This window comes from Streptomyces sp. NPDC056738, from assembly GCF_042790435.1.
Taxonomy (GTDB): Bacteria; Actinomycetota; Actinomycetes; order Streptomycetales; family Streptomycetaceae; genus Streptomyces.
On record NZ_JBHTZF010000028.1, the window covers coordinates 1 to 15,890 of the forward strand.

A 15,890-nucleotide genomic window follows, 5' to 3' on the forward strand; every position below is an offset into this window, starting at 1 on the left:
CTCCCTCCCCCCGTTCCCCCGGTCTCATTCCCCGGCGCGTGACCCCAGGGCCGAGTCCAGGTCGGACCACAGGTCGTCCACGTCCTCCAGGCCCACCGACATGCGCAGCAGACGGTCGCTGACGCCGGAGTCGTGGCGGTCCGCCGTGGGGACGATGCGGTGGCTTATGGAGGCCGGGTGCTGGATGAGGCTGTCGACGCTGCCCAGGCTCACGGCCGGAGTGATCAGCCGGACCCCGGCGATGACGCCGTGCGGGTCGCCGTGCACCTCGAAGGCGATCATGGCTCCGCCGATGCGCGGGTAGTGGACGCGGGCGACGCGCGGATCACCGGCGAGGCGGCGGGCGAGTTCCGCGGCGTTCGCGGAGGCCGCCCGGACCCGGACGGGCAGCGTCGACAGGCCGCGCAGCAGCAGATAGCCGGCCAGCGGATGCAGCACGCCTCCGGTCGCGAACCGCACCTGGCGCAGCTTGCGCGCGAACTCCTCGTCGCACGCGACCACCCCGGCCATCACGTCCCCGTGGCCGCCGAGGTACTTGGTGGCGCTGTGCAGAACGAGTCGCGCGCCCTGCTCGACGGGGCGTTGCAGCACAGGGGTGGCGAAGGTGTTGTCGGCAAGGAGCGGGACGGTCCCGCAGGCGTGCGCCACGGCCCGGAGATCGAGTTCGGCGAGCGTCGGGTTGGCCGGGGACTCGACCATCACGAGACCGGTGTCGGGCCGCAGCGCGTCGGCGATCCCGGCCGGGTCGACCCAGGTGACCTCGGTGCCGAGCAGCCCGGCCGTCAGGAGGTGGTCGCTGCAGCCGTACAGCGGACGGACGGCGACGACATGGCGCAGGCCCATCGCGTTGCGTACGAGGAGGACGGCGCTCAGCGCGGCCATGCCGCTGGCGAAGGCGACCGCGCTCTCGGTGCCCTCGAGGCGGGCCAGGGCGGTCTCGAAGCGGGCGACGGTCGGATTGCCGAGGCGGGCGTAGACGGGCGGGCCCTCGGGTTCGGCGCCGTCGGCCGCGAACGCGTCGATGCGGGCGGCCTCGCCGCGGCTGTCGTACGAGGGGTACGTGGTGGACAGGTCGATCGGGGCCGCGTGCAGCCCCAGGGCCGCCAGATCCTCCCGGCCGGCGTGCACGGCTTCCGTGGCGAGTGCCCTGGCCGGAGCCGCGACGATCTGGCCGCTTCCGCTCAGGCCGTCCTGCGCGTCCTGCGCGCCCTGCGTGTCGTACACAACGGAGTCCATGCGCCGAAGCCTGAACACCGGGCGGGCCTTCGGGTGTGCATCCCGTGTTACGTTCGCGCCATGGCCGATTCTGTCGTACTCGATCCGGTGGATCTTCATCTGCTGCGGCTGCTGCAGAACGACGCACGGACGACCTACCGCGATCTCGCGGCCCAGGTCGGCGTCGCGCCGTCGACGTGTCTGGACCGGGTGACCCGGCTGCGCCGGGCGGGAGTCATTCTCGGCCATCAGCTACGGCTCGACCCGGCGAAGCTCGGACGGGGTCTGGAGGCGCTGCTGTCCGTACAGGTCCGGCCGCACCGCAGGGAACTGGTGGGGCCCTTCGTCGACCGGATCCGTGTGCTGCCGGAGTCGCGGACCGTCTACCACCTGACCGGCCCCGACGACTACCTGGTGCATGTCGCGGTCGCGGACATGGCGGACCTGCAACGGCTGGTGCTCGACGAGTTCACCTCGCAGCGTGAGGTGGCACGGGTCGAGACGCGGCTGATATTCCAGCAGTGGGACTGCGGCCCTCTGCTGCCGCCGGCCGCGCCGGGCACATCGTCCCCGGCCAAATCCGGCTGATGCGATGAGAAGCCCGGAACAGCGGGCTGACGCGGCACCCGTGCCCGTATGAGTATGTGCGCATGTCAGAGACGAAGAACCCGCTGCCCCGCGAGGTCGCCGACGCGTACGTCGACGAGCTCATCGCCCTCGACCCGGTTCTCGGTACCTATCTCGGTGTGAAGGAGAGCCACGGCAGGCTCCCCGACAACTCGCCCGCCGGCCAGGAGGCCGTGGCCGAGCTCGCGCGGGTGACCCTCGCACGGCTGGAGGAGGCGGAGGGGCGGCCGGGCGCGGACCGTGACATCGAGCGCCGGTGCGCCCGGCTGCTGCGTGAGCGGCTCACCGCGGCGCTCGCCGTCCACGAGGCCGGCGAGGGCCTGCGGGCGGTCGGCAATCTGCACACACCGGTGCACTCGGTCCGGCAGGTCTTCACCCTGACGCCGACGGAGACGGACGAGGACTGGGCCACGGTCGCGGAGCGGCTGCGCGCGGTACCGGACGCCCTCGCCGGCTACCGGGAGTCCCTCGCGCTGGGGCTCGACCGCAAGCTGTACGCGGGACCGCGGCCGACGGCGACGTTCATCGAACAGCTCACGGAGTGGTCGGACACGGACGGAGCGGGCCTCGGCTGGTTCGAGGACTTCGTCTCGGCGGGCCCGGCTTCCGCGCGCGAGGAGCTGGACGCGGCGGCGCGTACCGCGACCGAGGCCGTGATCGCCCTGCGGGACTGGATGCGCGACGTGTACGCGCCGACGATCGAGGGCGCGCCGGACACCGTGGGCCAGGAGCGGTACGCCCGGCTGGCGCGCTACTTCAACGGTACGGATCTCGACCTCGACGAGGCGTACGCGTACGGCTGGGCCGAGTACCACCGTCTCCTGGCCGAGATGCGGACCGAGGCCGAGAAGATCCTGCCCGGCGCGGCGACCCCCTGGGTCGCGCTCGCCCACCTGGACGAGCACGGTCGGCACATCGAGGGCGTCGACGAGGTCCAGCAGTGGCTCCAGGGGCTGATGGACGAGGCGATCACCGCCCTGGACGGCACGCACTTCGAACTCGCCGAGCCGGTACGGAAGGTGGAGTCCCGCATCGCGCCGCCCGGCGGTGCGGCGGCCCCGTACTACACCGCTCCTTCGCAGGACTTCTCGCGGCCGGGCCGCACCTGGCTGCCCACCATGGGGCAGACCCGCTTCCCCGTCTACGATCTCGTCTCGACCTGGTACCACGAGGGGGTGCCCGGCCATCACCTCCAGCTCGCGCAGTGGGCGTACGTCGTCGACGACCTCTCCCGCTACCAGGCCACCGTCGGCCAGGTCAGCGCCAACTGCGAGGGCTGGGCGCTCTACGCGGAGCGGCTGATGGACGAGCTCGGCTTCCTGACCGACGCGGAGCAGCGGCTCGGCTACCTCGACGCGCAGATGATGCGGGCGGCCCGGGTCATCGTCGACATCGGCATGCATCTGGAGCTGGAGATCCCCGCCGACTCCCCCTTCCACCCGGGCGAGCGGTGGACTCCGGACCTGGCGCAGGAGTTCTTCGGCGCGCACAGCAGCCGGCCGGCCGACTTCGTGGAGAGCGAGCTGACCCGCTACCTCACGATGCCCGGCCAGGCCATCGGCTACAAGCTCGGCGAGCGTGCCTGGCTGCTGGGCCGTGAGAACGCGAAGAAGCGCCACGGTGACGCGTTCGACGCCAAGGCCTGGCACATGGCCGCCCTGTCCCAGGGTTCCCTGGGTCTGGACGACCTGGTGGACGAGCTCTCCCGGCTCTGACGGCCCCGCGCGGCGGCCGCCTCCCGGCCGCCGCGCGCATCAGCGGCACGGCCTCGGAATCAGGACGTCGGGGCGTCAGGGCGTCAGGGCGTCAGGGCGTCAATCGACGCAGTTGTACGAGTCCGACCCACGTCTCGGGGCCCGGTTCGACGCGGGCCGCGCGGACCCCGTACCGGCCCGGTTCGAGCATCACCCTCAGGTGATCCGTGCTTCCGGAGGCGGTGCCGGGCCAGGCGGCGTCGAACAGGACGACGGGGCCGGGCACCGTCCACTCCACCTCCCGCTCCCAGCGGGCCTGCGCCAGTGCGGCCGGGACGACGGCGAGCAGTTCGTCCTCGGAATCGGCGGCGCACCAGCGGACGAAGGCGCCGTGTTCGGGGAGGTAGGCGGTCGAGGCGGGATCGTCGCCGAGGACCAGGGCCCTGGTGTCGCCCACGGGCAGGAGGCCGATGAACCCGTCGACGTCACAGGCCCGGTCGTAGTCGCAGGACAGGTCGTCGCCGTCGGCCCCGGACCAGAACGGGAGCACCGTCTCCGGAATCACTATGAGGGGTCCGCCGCCCGACTCCACCCACTGGACCGCACCGGGGTCCGCGTATCTTGGCATGCGCAGAAGTTACACGGCACGCGTCCGCCCCCATAGAGCATGCGGCCCCGGGAAACGGAATCCGGACACCGGCGGGACACGGGGGCCGAAAACGCCGGTCCGGCCCCCGTTCCGCGCGGTCAGCAGCCGCAGTCCTCCGCGTCCACGGGCGCGGTCAACGGGTCCTCGGCGCGGCGCTCGAGGCCCTTCCAGGTCTCGAACTCGAAGCCCTCGCGCGCCCAGTACTCGAAGCCGCCCAGCATCTCCTTGACGTGGAAGCCGAGTTCCGCGAGGGCGAGGGCCGCGCGGGTCGCGCCGTTGCATCCGGGTCCCCAGCAGTAGGTGACGACCGGCACCGACTTGTCCAGAAGCCGTTCGGCCTGCTCGGGGATGAGCGCCGTGGGCAGGTGGACCGCGCCGGGCACGTGGCCCTGGTCCCAGGACGCGGTGGAGCGGGAGTCGAGGACGACGAACCCGGGGTCGCCGCCGGCCGCGAGGGCCGCCGCCACGTCGGACACGTCCGCGTGGAACGCTAGGCTCGCGCCGAAGTAGGCGGCGGCCGCGGCCGGGGACGCCGGCGGCACCCGCAGGACGGCGTTCGTCGTCGGCGTGGAGCCGGTCACCGTGTTCTTCGTGACGCCTTCGGCAGTCGCTGTCATGGCCTGGCCCCTTTCGTGAACGTGGCCCCGCCGGACGGATGCCGCCCTTGCCACCCCGGTGCTTCCTCCGCACCTCACCCCGCGGGACTTCCCGACCAGAAATCTACGGTGACCGGGCCGCGTCCTGAAGTGACGATCCACGGCTGTGCCATTGATCGGCCGGGGATTCTCCTGGTATTCATCAGGGATGACCGCGTATTCCCCGGACGCCACCGACTGGCGCATCCTCGACGTCCTCCAGCGGGAGGGCCGGGCCAGTTTCGCCGAGCTGGCCCGGGCCGTCTCCATGTCCGCGAGCGCGGTCACCGAGCGGGTGCGCCGCCTGGAGGAGGCGGGTGTCATCCAGGGGTACGCGGCCGTCGTCGACCCCGAGAGCCTGGGGCTGCCGATCCTGGCGTTCGTCCGGCTCAGATATCCGAACGGCAACTACAAGCCGTTCCACGATCTCGTCGAGGTCACGCCCGAGATCCTGGAGGCACACCACGTCACGGGCGACGACTGCTTCGTCATCAAGGTCGCCGCCCGGTCGATGGGGCATCTGGAGACGGTGTCGGGCAAGATCGGCACGCTCGGGTCGGTGACGACGAGCGTCGTCTACTCCTCACCCTTGCCACGCCGGCCGCTGGGCCACTAGGGCCTGTCCGACCATTCGCGTCTGCCCGGCCCTGGACCGCTCCGGTCGCGGCCGGCACAGCCACGGCCCCGGAACGGTGACGGCCCGGGAAGGGCGCAGCGCCGGAGACGGACGGTCAAGCGCCCCGCTGCCGCACGACCGATCCCGTTCTGCCCTTCACCACCTCGAGCTGGGCGTGGATGCGGCGGCGCAGGTCGCCGACGTGGCTGACGATGCCGACGCTGCGGTCGCGTTCCCGCAGCGAGTCGAGGACGTCGAGCACCTCGTCCAGGGTCTGGTCGTCGAGGCTGCCGAAGCCCTCGTCGATGAAGAGCGTGTCCAGCCGCACCCCGCCGGCCTCGTCGGTGACCACGTCCGCGAGACCGAGGGCGAGGGCGAGGGAGGCGAAGAAGGTCTCGCCGCCGGAGAGCGTCGCCGTGTCACGCTCGCGTCCGGTCCAGGCGTCCACGACGTGCAGTCCGAGCCCGCTGCGCCCGCGGCCCGCCCGGTCGTCGGAGTGCACCAGGGTGTAGCGCCCCGAGGACATCCGCTGGAGCCGGACGGTCGCCGCGGCGGCGACCTGCTCCAGCCGGGCGGCGAGGACGTAGGCCTCCAGACGCATCCTGCGTTCGTTGTCCGCCGAGGTGCCGGCCGCGAGACCGGCGAGGCGGGCCACGCGTTCGTACTCCTCGCGCAGCGGGGCGAGCCGGCGGGCTCCCGCGGTCGCCCGGGTGGAAAGCGCGTCGAGCTCGGTGCAGCGCCGGGCCGCCGCGTCCTGCGCCGACGCGGTGTCCCGCAGGCGTCGGGCGGCGGACTCGGCCGCCTGCTCGGCGGCCGGCAGGTCGACGGGAGGGCGCCGCGCGGCGGCCGTGGTGTCCGCCTCGGCGAGCACGGCACGGACCGAGGACTCCTCCAACTGCCAGGCGTCGAGCCGCCGTTGCAGATCACGGTGGGCCACGTCGTCGAGCATCGCGGCGGCCGCCGCCTGCGGGGTGTCGAAACCGGCACGGAAGGCGGCGTCGGCGAGACGCGCGTCGGCGTCCTTCAGGCGCCGCGCGATGTCCTCCGCGGCCCGGACGCCGTCCGCGGCCTCGGTGAGCAGCGCGACCTGCCGCTCCAACTGCGTGGCCCGCTCGGACACGCTCCCGGCCGCGCCGCGCGCCTGCTCCAACTCCCCTTCCAGCGAAGCCTTCTCGCGGTCGAGGGAATCGCGGTGCGAGGCCCGCGCGGCGACGCGGCGGGCGGCCTCCTGCTGGACGGTCAGCCGTCGTTCGTGTTCCCGCTCGGCCTGCTCGCGGGCCTCGCGCGCGGCGTGCAGCCCGGAGGCCACGGTCCGGGCCTCGGTGTGCAGGCGCTCCCATTCCTCGGCCTGCTCCTCGAGTTGCCGGGTCGACGCGTCGCCCGCCTCGGCGGTCGCGGCGGCCAGCGCCTCGCGGACGACGCCGAGGCGGCGCTCGGCCTCGGCGCGCTGTTCGTCGGCGCTTCGGTAGGCGGCGAGAGCCAGCTCCTCCGTCTCACGGTCGACATGGCCGTCGACCTTGCGGGCGGGTGCCGGGTGTTCGGTGGCACCGCACACGGAGCAGGACTCGCCGTCGACCAGACCGGCGGCAAGTTCGGCGGCGATGCCCTGGAGCCGCTGTTCCTTCAGGTCGAGCCAGTGGGCGTGCGCCTGCGTGGCCCGCTCGCGCGCGGCCAGGCTCCGGGCGTGGGCGGCTTCGGTGTCCCGCGCCAGTTCGTCGCGCAGCCGGGCCGCGGAGAGCCGCCTGACGGCCGGTTCGCGCTGGACGGCGAGCTGTTCGGCGCGTGCCGCGGCCTCCTGCGCGGAGTCGACCCGCGCCTCGACGCCCGCGCGGGTCTCGTCCCAGTCGGCGAGCCAGCTCTCGGCGTCCTGGAGGACTTCGTCGTCGGCGCGTTCCTGGCGGTCCAAGGAGGCGCGCTCCGCGCCGAGTTCGCCGAGGCGTCGCTCGGCGCGGCGGGCCGATTCCAGGCCGCCCAGTTCCTCGGCGGCCTTGCGCGCGGCGGTCGCGAGACCGGGTGCTCCGGCACCGGCGAACGTCTCGGGCAGGGCGGCACGCGCGCGGGTCTCCTCGGCGGCGGCACGGCGGTGCTCCGCCTCGGCGGCGTCGCGCAGGTCGAGCGCGGGGGCCACGGCCTCGGCCTTGCGGGCCCGTTCCATGCGGGTCCGGTCGGCGTGGTGGGCGTCGGCGCGCTGCTCGAGTCGCGCGGCCCGTTCCTGCGCCTCGGTGAACCGGCGTTGCAGCCGGTCCACTTCGCGTACGTCGTCGAGCACACGGTCGGCCGCGGCCTGGGCCGACTCGGCGGACCCTCGGGCGCATCGGGCGACGGTCAGCGCCTCGCGCGCGGTGCTGCGGGCGACCGCGGCCCAGGCGAGCACCGACTCGGCGAGGCCCGGGTCGCCGGGGGTGAGGTCGGGCAGCGGTTCCTCGACGACGCGTCCGGCCGCCTGCTGCATGCGGTGCGCGTCGGCCAGCAACGCGGTGTCCGCCGACCGTACTTCGGCCTCGGCGGCGCGGCGCCGCTCGGCGAGGCGCTTCTCGACCTCGGCGAAGCGGTGGGTGTCGAAGAGTCTGCCGAGCAGTTTGCCGCGGGCCTCGGCGTCGGCGCGCAGGAAGCGCGCGAAGTCGCCCTGGGGCAGCAGCACGACCTGGCAGAACTGCTCGCGGCTCATGCCGAGGAGCTGGGTGATCTCCTCGCCGATCTCCTGGTGGGAGCGGCTGAGGTCCTTCCAGGAGCCGGCGGTGGAGTCGTACTCGCGCAGCCAGCTCTGGGCCTTCTCGGTCGTCATGCCCTTGCCGCGCAGCTTGGGGCGCTCCCATGGCGGCTGCCGGGTGACTTCCAGCCGGCGTCCGGCGACGCTGAGTTCGAGGCGGATCTCGGTGCGGATCTCGGGCGACGCGTGGTCGCTGCGCAGGCCGAGGCCCTGGCCGCTCTGCCGGGCGCCGGGAACCGCTCCGTACAGGGCGTAGCAGACGGCGTCGAGGACGGAGGTCTTGCCCGCGCCCGTGGGACCGTGCAGCAGGAAGAGCCCGGCGGCGGAGAGGTCGTCGAAGTCGACGCTCTGGGCGCCGCCGAACGGGCCGAAGGCGGTGATGTCCAGGCGGTGCAGCCTCATCGGTCTCCCTCGGTCTCCGGGCGGGTGGCCCTCTGGGTGTGCTGCGGACGTGCGGTCACCGGGCGGTCTCCCGTACGGTCTCGTCGGCCCGGACGGCGTCGAACGCGTCCCGGAGCACGGTCTGTTCGCGGGCGTCGGGACCCACGCCGCGCACATGGGCCACGAAGTCCTCGGCGATCTGCTCCTCGCTGCGGCCCGCGATCCGGCGGGCGTAGGAGACGCCCGGGGCCTGCGGGGAGCGTTCGGGGTCGAAGACGAGGCTCAGCGTGTGCGGGAACCGCTCGGCCAGTCGGGCCATGGGGTCGGCGGGCCGCACCGGGTCGGTGAGGGTCGCCTCGACCCAGGCGTCCGCGTGCCGCTCCAGCGCCGGGTCGGCGAGCAGGTCCTCCAGGTGTCCGCGAAGACGCGCGAGCGGGCGGGGCACCGGGCAGTCGATCCGCTCGGCTTCCACGGAGCCGTCGGGGCCGAGGTCCACGAGCCACATGGTCTTGCGGTGGTCGGCCTCCGAGAAGGAGTACGGCAGCGGGGACCCCGAGTAGCGGACGCGTTCGGTGATGGTCTGGCTGCCGTGCAGATGGCCGAGCGCCGTGTAGTCGACTCCGTCGAAGACTCCGGCGGGCACGGAGGCGACACCGCCGACGGTGATGTCCCGTTCGCTGTCGCTCACCTCGCCGCCGGTGACGAAGGCGTGGGCGAGGACGACGGAGCGGGTGCCCGGCGCGCGGCCGGCGAGGTCGGCGCGCACGCGGGCCATGGCGGCCGCGAGCACGCTCTCGTGGCCCGCCTTCTCCACCGCGAACTCGTCCTTCACCAGGGCGGGTTCGAGGTAGGGCAGACCGTAGAAGGCGACGTCCCCGTGGGCGTCGGCGAGCACCACCGGGGTGCCGCACCCGGCGGGGTCGGTGCGCAGATGGACGCCCGCTCGGCCGATGAGTCCGGCGCCGACGCCGAGGCGGCGTGCCGAGTCGTGGTTCCCCGAGATCATCACCGTGGGCACACCGAGGTCGGCCAGGCGGTGCAGGGCGTCGTCGAAGAGCTGGACCGCGGCCAGGGGCGGCACGGCACGGTCGTACACGTCTCCCGAGACGACCACCGCGTCGACCTCGCGCTCGCGCGCGGTGGTGACGAGATGGCCGATGAAGCGGGACTGGGCGTCGAGCATGTTCACCCGGTGGAACGCCCGGCCCAGATGCCAGTCGGAAGTGTGCAGGAGCCTCATGATCCCCGAAGGGTAACGGCCGGGTCTGACATCACGGGCGGTTACTCCCGTATCGGCCCACCCCGACCGAGGCCACAGCGCCCCCATTCATTCACAATTGACCGAATTATCAGGCGTCCCCGTAGGCCTCCCCGCCCAGCTCGAAGCCGGCCGTCCCCGCGGTCGCGTCGGCCAACCAGGCCCGGAAGGACTCCACATCGGCGTCCGGCAGCCCGATCTCGATGGCGACGGCCTCGCCGTAACGCACATCACGTACCTCGCGGCCGGTCGAGCGCAGATCGTTCTGCACCTTGCCGGCCCGCTGATGGTCGACGGTCACCGTGGCCAGCCGGAAGCGGCGGCGGGTGATCGTGCCCAGCGCGTCCAGCGCCTCGCCCACCGAGCCGCCGTACGCCCTGATCAGTCCGCCGGCGCCCAGCTTGACCCCGCCGTAGTAGCGGGTGACGACGGCCACGACGTAGCGCATGTCACGGCGCAGCAGCATCTGGAGCATGGGGACACCCGCGGTGCCGCCCGGTTCGCCGTCGTCGCTCGCCTTCTGCACGGCGCCGTCGGCCCCGATGACGTACGCGAAGCAGTTGTGCGTGGCGTCCGTGTGTTCCTTCCTCACGGCGGCGATGAAGTCCTGGGCCTCCCGCTCGGTGGCGGCCGGGGCGAGGGCGCACAGGAACCGGGAGCGGTTGACCTCGGTCTCGTGCACGCCGGCGTGGGCGACTGTGCGGTACTCGTCCTGCATCACGCCAGCGTATGCGCTGCGCGCGGGCGCGCCGCACGGGCCGGGACGGCGCCCCCGCGCGAGGCGGCGATCCCCTGCCGCGCGCGGGCGCCCGGAAGGCCGGGGCGAGGACGACCCCATGCCGCACAGCCCGCCCCACGACCGGAGGCCGGGACGGCAAACCGGGCCCGACGATCACCACGCCTCGGCGCGCGGGGTGCGGGGCCCGCGCGACGCAGGCAGGCCGCGCAGGCCGCCCCGGGTCACACACCGACCGCGCCCATGGCGCGGCACGCGTCCCGGCCCGCGGTCGGGCGCCGTGGCGCGTCCCGGTCGAGGGTCACTCCTTCTTCCCCCTCGGCACGACCACGTCCGTCAACAGCGCGTCCCCGGTGCCGAGTTCGCCCCAGGAGCCGCCGTACCAGGCCAGGACCGCGACGGCCGAGGTCGGGAACTTCCAGCGGACCCGGTCCAGTGTGTCGTCGATGCCGTCCCCGGCCAGTTCGAGGACCAGTTCCTCGAGCCCCGGGTTGTGTCCGATCAGCAGCAGGGTCCGTACGTGTTCGGGGACTTCGCGGACGGCTTCGAGCAACTCCGGTACGTCCGCCCCGTACAGCCGCCCGTCGAGCAGGACGGACGGCGGGGTGCCCCACTCCCGTGCGGCCAACTCCCAGGTCTCCCGGGCGCGTACGGCGGTCGAGCACAGTGCGAGGTCCGGCAGCAGGTCGGCCTCCGCCAGGGCGCGCCCGGCGGCGGGGGCGTCACGACGGCCGCGTGTGGCGAGCGGCCGCTCGTGGTCGGGCACCCCGTCGGGCCAGGCGGATTTGGCGTGCCGCAGGACGACGAGTCTTCGCCTCGGCCCGCTGGCCGCGCGGACGGTCACAGCGACGACCCGATCTCGCGGGTGAGTTCGAGGCCGAGCAGCCGGTCGGCGTGCGCGTACGTCTCGAACCGGGCGCCCTCCGGGATGCCGGAGGTCTCCACCGACCGCAGGACGTCCAGCACGGCGGGCACGTCCAGGTCGTCCTCCCAGGCGGCGCGCAACCGCAGGCGCACGTCCTCGGGGATCGGCTTGGAGGGCCGCTTCGCCCATCCGGCGACCGCGGCACGCCAGCGCGCGAGCGTGTCCGCGGCCTCCGTGAGCGCCTCGGCGTCGAGGCTCAGCGGCAGGTCCCGCCGCCGCGCGAGCAGCGCCAGCCGCAGCGCGGTGGGATCCCCGGGTGCGATGGTGGACCCCTGTCCGGCGTCGACCGGCGCGACCTCGACCCGGGGCCCTTCCGCCGCCTCGGCCCCCTGCGCGACCACGTCGATGGTCCGCGCCGCCGCCGGTCCCGGTTCCGTGTCCCGGTGCTCCTCGAACGGCCGGATCCCCAGTTCGGCGGCGCGTGCCCGGAGCCCCGCCTCACCCCAGGTGGCATCCGGGCGTGCGGGGTCCGTCCGGTCCCCCGCCTCCGCCGGTTCCGGCGCCGAGGTCAGCGTCGCCCAGGCCGGGTTGCCGCCGATCTCCAGGGCCCGCATCAGGACGTCGGCGACCAGGAGCACGCGCAGGCTCGTGACGCCCGACCCGGGCGGGCGCGCGTGGACGCGGACGAGGCCGCGGCGGGCGAGGGCTGCGTCGACGGGTTCGCCCGTTCGGGCGTCGAGGATACGGAGCACGGGGTGAGCCTAGGCGGACGCGCGGACGGGTGCGGGGAGGTGGGGGCCGTTCCGGACACGCGCCCGCGCGCCCGCCCCTGCCCGCCACCGGAGTGGGGCCCGCGATGCCGGCCGACGGGGCGGCCACCGCCCTGAACAGCGTCTGCCGTACGGTCCGTTCGGGTTCGAGGACCGCGGCCGGACGTTCGTCGCACCGGACGCGGACGCGGCCTTGACAATCCGCTTCCGTCGCCGGAAAGCTGACCGACCAGTCGGTATCAAGGAGTGGGTCGTGAACGGGATCAGCATCTCCACCGCCGCCGGTGTCTTCGACGCCGTCGCGGCGGGTCCGCCCGACGGTCGCCCGGTACTGCTGCTGCACGGTTTCCCGCAGACGGGTCTGGCCTGGCGGCGGCAGATCGCGGCGCTGGCGGCCGAGGGCCACCGCGTCGTGGCGCCGGACCAGCGCGGCTACTCCCCCGGGGTGCGCCCGGAGCGGGCCGAGGACTATCGCATCGGTGTCCTGGTCGCGGACGTCCTCGCGATCACCGAGGAACTGGGCTGGCCGACGTTCGACCTGGTCGGACACGACTGGGGCGGCGCGGTGGCCTGGTGGACCGCCGTCGGCCATCCGGACCGCGTACGCACCCTGACGGTCGTCTCCACCCCGCATCCGGGCGCCCTCGCCGAGGCCCTGCGCTCGGACGACGACCAGCGCGCCCGCTCCCAGTACATGAAGGACTGGCGCGACGCGCCCGCGACCGAGAACCGCATGCTGGCCGACGACGCCCGGCTGCTCCGCTCGCTGTACGGGGACAAGATCCCGCGGGCCAGCGCCGACGCCTACGTCCGGCATCTGACCCGGTCGGGCGCCATGACCGCGGCGCTGAACTGGTACCGGTCCGGCCGCCCCGACGGCGAGATCGGCGTCGTCGAGGTGCCCACGCTGTACGTCTGGAGCACCGGGGACACCGCGTTCGGGCCGGGCCCCGCGCGGGAGACGGCGCGCTGGGTCGACGGGCCGTACCGCTTCGAGATCCTGCCGGACCTCGGCCACTGGATCCCGGAGGAGGCACCCGAGACGTTGAACCGTCTGCTCCTCGACCATCTGCGAACGCACGACGGGCGGAATCAGCGCGCCCCGCTCACTGTTGACGACAGTGGCAGACTCTGACCGATTCCCCCTGGAGGCCGAGCGTGTACGGCGACTCAGAGACGATCCGCAGGATCCTGACCGAGACGGGCGACACCTGGGCGATCGTCGGGCTGTCGTCGAACCGGCGCCGCGCGGCCCACGGAGTCGCGGACGTCCTCCAGCGCTACGGCAAGCGGATCGTGCCCGTGCACCCGAAGGCCGAGACCGTCCACGGGGAGCAGGGGTACGCCTCCCTCGCGGACATCCCCTTCGAGGTCGATGTCGTCGACGTCTTCGTGAACAGCGACCTCGCCGGGCCGATCGCGGACGAGGCCGTCACCGTCGGCGCCAAGGCCGTCTGGTTCCAGCTCGACGTGATCGACGAGGCCGCGTACGAGCGGGCACGTGCCGCGGGGCTGGACATGGTGATGGACCGCTGCCCGGCCATCGAGATCCCGCGCCTGGGCTGACGCCGACGGGGGCCGCACCGGCAGGAGCGGCCCGACGGCCGCCTGGGTCAATGCAGTTGACGCCGTGCGGCCCGCACCGGTTTCCTGCTCGGGTGCCCACCACCCTTCGCGTCGAAGCGCCGACCGACGAGACCCGCCTCGCGGACTGGCAGCACGTCCACAACGTGATCGTCCCGCCCGCCGCGATGTCGCTCGACGAGGTGCGCGAGCGCGCCCGGCGCTACCGCCTGGAGGTCGCCTACCTCGGTGACGTCCTCGTGGGCTGTACGACGGTGCGTCCACCCACCGGCGACAGCGCGACGGCGACCGTCATCGCGCGCGTCCTGGCCGAACACCGCGGGCGGGGTTTCGGCGCGGAGCTGTACGCGCGCGGGCTGGAACAGGCCCGCTCGATGGGGGCCAAGGTCATCGAGACCGTGGTCCTCGCCTCCAACGAGGACGGCCTGCGCTTCGCCCGCCGCCACGGATTCTCGGAGATCGAGCGCTACGTCCTCCCCGGCGAGACCGCGGAATGGGTCGACCTGAGACAGGACTGACCACCGCCGCGAACCAGGGACGGCGGCCCGCCCCCACGGCCCGCCCAGCAGGACGGCAGCCAGTCCGGCCCCTCTTGATGGCGCGTCAAACCCTGCTCAGTGCGCCGATGTTGAGGTCGCGAGGGCCGATGTGCGGGCATCTCGACTCCGACTCGCGTCGCCTTCTTCTCCGGTTCTCCCTCCGTACGCCTCGGATTGCTTCCATCGAGGGATGGACCACATCACGTTCCTCGTGGCGGTCGTCATCGTCACGGCTCTGGCCTTCGATTTCACCAACGGATTCCACGACACGGCGAACGCGATGGCCACGTCCATCGCGACCGGGGCCCTCAAACCGCGGACAGCGGTCCTCATCAGCGGCGTCCTGAACGTGGGCGGTGCGTTCCTGTCCACCGAGGTCGCCAAGACGATCTCCGGCGGGATCGTCGACGACACGCTCGTCACCCCCGGCATGATCTTCGCGGGTCTCGTCGGGGCGATCCTGTGGAACCTGCTGACCTGGCTGTTCGGGCTTCCCTCCAGTTCCTCGCACGCCCTGTTCGGCGGACTCGTCGGCGCCGTGTGGGTCGGCGCGGGCGAGAACGGTGTCCACTTCGACAAGGTGGCCGAGAAGATCCTGATCCCGGCGGTGGCCTCGCCGCTCGTGGCGGGGGTCGCCGCGCTGATGGCCACCTACCTCGCGTACCGGCTCACCGCCCGCGCCCGCGAGAAGTCGGTGACCAGGGGGTTCCGGCTCGGGCAGATCGCCTCGGCCTCCCTGGTGTCGCTGGCGCACGGCACGAACGACGCGCAGAAGACGATGGGCGTCATCACGCTCACGCTGATCTCGGCGGGCGCGCTCGGCCATGACGCCGGTCCGCCGGTGTGGGTCATCGCCTCGGCGGGACTCGCCATCGGACTCGGCACCTACCTGGGCGGCTGGCGGATCATCCGGACCATGGGCAAGGGGCTCACCGACATCCGGTCGCCGCAGGGCTTCGCCGCCGAGGCCGCCTCCACGACGGTGATCCTCACCTCCGCCCACCTGGGGTTCGCGCTCTCCACGACGCAGGTCTGCTCGGGGGGCATCCTCGGCGCCGGACTGGGCAGGAAACTTGCCGAGGTGCGCTGGGGGACCGCGGGCAGGATGGCGGTCGCCTGGCTGGTCACGCTGCCGGCCGCCGCACTGGTCGGCGGTGTGTCCGCGAGCGTGGTGAAGCACGGCGGGACCGTCGGCACCGTGGTCATCGCCCTCGTCGCGGTGGCCGTCGCCTCCGCCATCGTCGCCGCCTCGCGCCGCAACCCCGTCCACGCCTCGAACGTGAACGACCACCACACGGTCGCCGTCCGTACGGCCGCGCCGGCCGGTGTCGGCACGGCCGCCTGAGCCAAGGAGGGTTCCCGGATGCATCTCGACTGGACCGCGCTCGGCGAGGTCGCCGCGGTGAGCCTCGGGGTCACCGTCGCGACGGTCGTCGTCTTCGCGCTCGGCGTGCTGGGCCTCGCCCGCGTCGAGGCCGCGCGGGACGACGGCACCGGCGGCGACACCCTGGGCTTCGCCCAGGCCACGCTCTGCTTCCTCGGCTGCGCGGCCGTGGTGGCGTACGGAATCCATCTGATCGTTCCGCAATTCCACTGAAACGGCGGGAACAA

General features: G+C 73.3%; 16 protein-coding genes. 8 read left to right on the forward strand and 8 right to left on the reverse strand.

Translation table 11 applies throughout. The features are described from left to right. Positions 1-24: 24 nt before the first annotated feature. Complete coding sequence (locus tag ACFRIC_RS40605) at positions 25-1,236, reverse strand: trans-sulfuration enzyme family protein (RefSeq protein ID WP_382796929.1); 1,212 nt, start codon at positions 1,234-1,236, stop codon at positions 25-27. A gap of 60 nt (positions 1,237-1,296) precedes the next feature. Between ACFRIC_RS40605 and ACFRIC_RS40610 the strand changes: the two genes are divergently transcribed. Both ACFRIC_RS40610 and ACFRIC_RS40615 read left to right on the forward strand, forming a co-directional pair. Continuing rightward, a complete protein-coding gene (locus tag ACFRIC_RS40610; RefSeq protein WP_382796931.1) occupies positions 1,297-1,803 on the forward strand; it encodes an Lrp/AsnC family transcriptional regulator in 507 nt (168 codons plus the stop codon). Positions 1,804-1,865: 62 nt separating this feature from the next. Then, complete coding sequence (locus ACFRIC_RS40615; RefSeq protein ID WP_382796933.1) at positions 1,866-3,557, forward strand: DUF885 domain-containing protein; 1,692 nt, start codon at positions 1,866-1,868, stop codon at positions 3,555-3,557. A gap of 91 nt (positions 3,558-3,648) precedes the next feature. Here ACFRIC_RS40615 and ACFRIC_RS40620 read toward each other — a convergent pair whose 3' ends face one another. Both ACFRIC_RS40620 and ACFRIC_RS40625 read right to left on the reverse strand, forming a co-directional pair. Beyond that, complete coding sequence (locus tag ACFRIC_RS40620; RefSeq protein ID WP_382796935.1) at positions 3,649-4,164, reverse strand: immunity 21 family protein; 516 nt, start codon at positions 4,162-4,164, stop codon at positions 3,649-3,651. Between the two features lie 119 nt (positions 4,165-4,283). Further along, positions 4,284-4,802 carry a rhodanese-like domain-containing protein gene (locus tag ACFRIC_RS40625; protein ID WP_382796936.1) on the reverse strand — a complete coding sequence of 173 codons (519 nt, stop codon included), beginning with the start codon at positions 4,800-4,802 and terminating at the stop codon, positions 4,284-4,286. A 187-nt stretch (positions 4,803-4,989) separates the two neighbouring features. Between ACFRIC_RS40625 and ACFRIC_RS40630 the strand changes: the two genes are divergently transcribed. After that, a complete protein-coding gene (locus ACFRIC_RS40630) occupies positions 4,990-5,436 on the forward strand; it encodes an Lrp/AsnC family transcriptional regulator (protein ID WP_328454876.1) in 447 nt (148 codons plus the stop codon). A gap of 115 nt (positions 5,437-5,551) precedes the next feature. Here the strand turns inward: ACFRIC_RS40630 and ACFRIC_RS40635 are convergent, their stop codons facing one another. The 5 genes from ACFRIC_RS40635 to ACFRIC_RS40655 form a co-directional block, all read right to left on the reverse strand. Next, positions 5,552-8,548 carry an AAA family ATPase gene (locus ACFRIC_RS40635; protein WP_382796937.1) on the reverse strand — a complete coding sequence of 999 codons (2,997 nt, stop codon included), beginning with the start codon at positions 8,546-8,548 and terminating at the stop codon, positions 5,552-5,554. Positions 8,549-8,603: 55 nt separating this feature from the next. Continuing rightward, positions 8,604-9,767: an exonuclease SbcCD subunit D gene (locus ACFRIC_RS40640; RefSeq protein WP_382796939.1), complete on the reverse strand. Its 1,164-nt coding sequence runs from the start codon at positions 9,765-9,767 to the stop codon at positions 8,604-8,606. 109 nt (positions 9,768-9,876) lie between these two features. Further along, positions 9,877-10,503 carry a YigZ family protein gene (locus ACFRIC_RS40645; protein WP_382796940.1) on the reverse strand — a complete coding sequence of 209 codons (627 nt, stop codon included), beginning with the start codon at positions 10,501-10,503 and terminating at the stop codon, positions 9,877-9,879. A gap of 319 nt (positions 10,504-10,822) precedes the next feature. After that, positions 10,823-11,365: a SixA phosphatase family protein gene (locus ACFRIC_RS40650; protein ID WP_382796942.1), complete on the reverse strand. Its 543-nt coding sequence runs from the start codon at positions 11,363-11,365 to the stop codon at positions 10,823-10,825. Then, positions 11,362-12,138 carry a hypothetical protein gene (locus ACFRIC_RS40655; RefSeq protein ID WP_382796943.1) on the reverse strand — a complete coding sequence of 259 codons (777 nt, stop codon included), beginning with the start codon at positions 12,136-12,138 and terminating at the stop codon, positions 11,362-11,364. Before ACFRIC_RS40655 ends, ACFRIC_RS40650 begins: the two co-directional genes overlap by 4 nt. Positions 12,139-12,409: 271 nt before the next feature. Between ACFRIC_RS40655 and ACFRIC_RS40660 the strand changes: the two genes are divergently transcribed. The 5 genes from ACFRIC_RS40660 to ACFRIC_RS40680 all read left to right on the forward strand — a co-directional run bounded on the left by ACFRIC_RS40660 (position 12,410) and on the right by ACFRIC_RS40680 (position 15,876). Beyond that, positions 12,410-13,291, forward strand: coding sequence for an alpha/beta fold hydrolase (locus ACFRIC_RS40660; protein ID WP_382796945.1), 882 nt, complete (start codon positions 12,410-12,412; stop codon positions 13,289-13,291). A gap of 23 nt (positions 13,292-13,314) precedes the next feature. Further along, complete coding sequence (locus ACFRIC_RS40665; RefSeq protein WP_382796947.1) at positions 13,315-13,722, forward strand: CoA-binding protein; 408 nt, start codon at positions 13,315-13,317, stop codon at positions 13,720-13,722. A gap of 50 nt (positions 13,723-13,772) precedes the next feature. Further along, on the forward strand, positions 13,773-14,258 hold the full coding sequence (locus tag ACFRIC_RS40670; RefSeq protein WP_382796949.1) for a GNAT family N-acetyltransferase: 486 nt from the start codon (positions 13,773-13,775) through the stop codon (positions 14,256-14,258). A gap of 211 nt (positions 14,259-14,469) precedes the next feature. Further along, a complete protein-coding gene (locus ACFRIC_RS40675; RefSeq protein WP_382796951.1) occupies positions 14,470-15,624 on the forward strand; it encodes an anion permease in 1,155 nt (384 codons plus the stop codon). Positions 15,625-15,642: 18 nt separating this feature from the next. Then, on the forward strand, positions 15,643-15,876 hold the full coding sequence (locus tag ACFRIC_RS40680; protein WP_382796953.1) for a hypothetical protein: 234 nt from the start codon (positions 15,643-15,645) through the stop codon (positions 15,874-15,876). Positions 15,877-15,890: the final 14 nt, after the last annotated feature.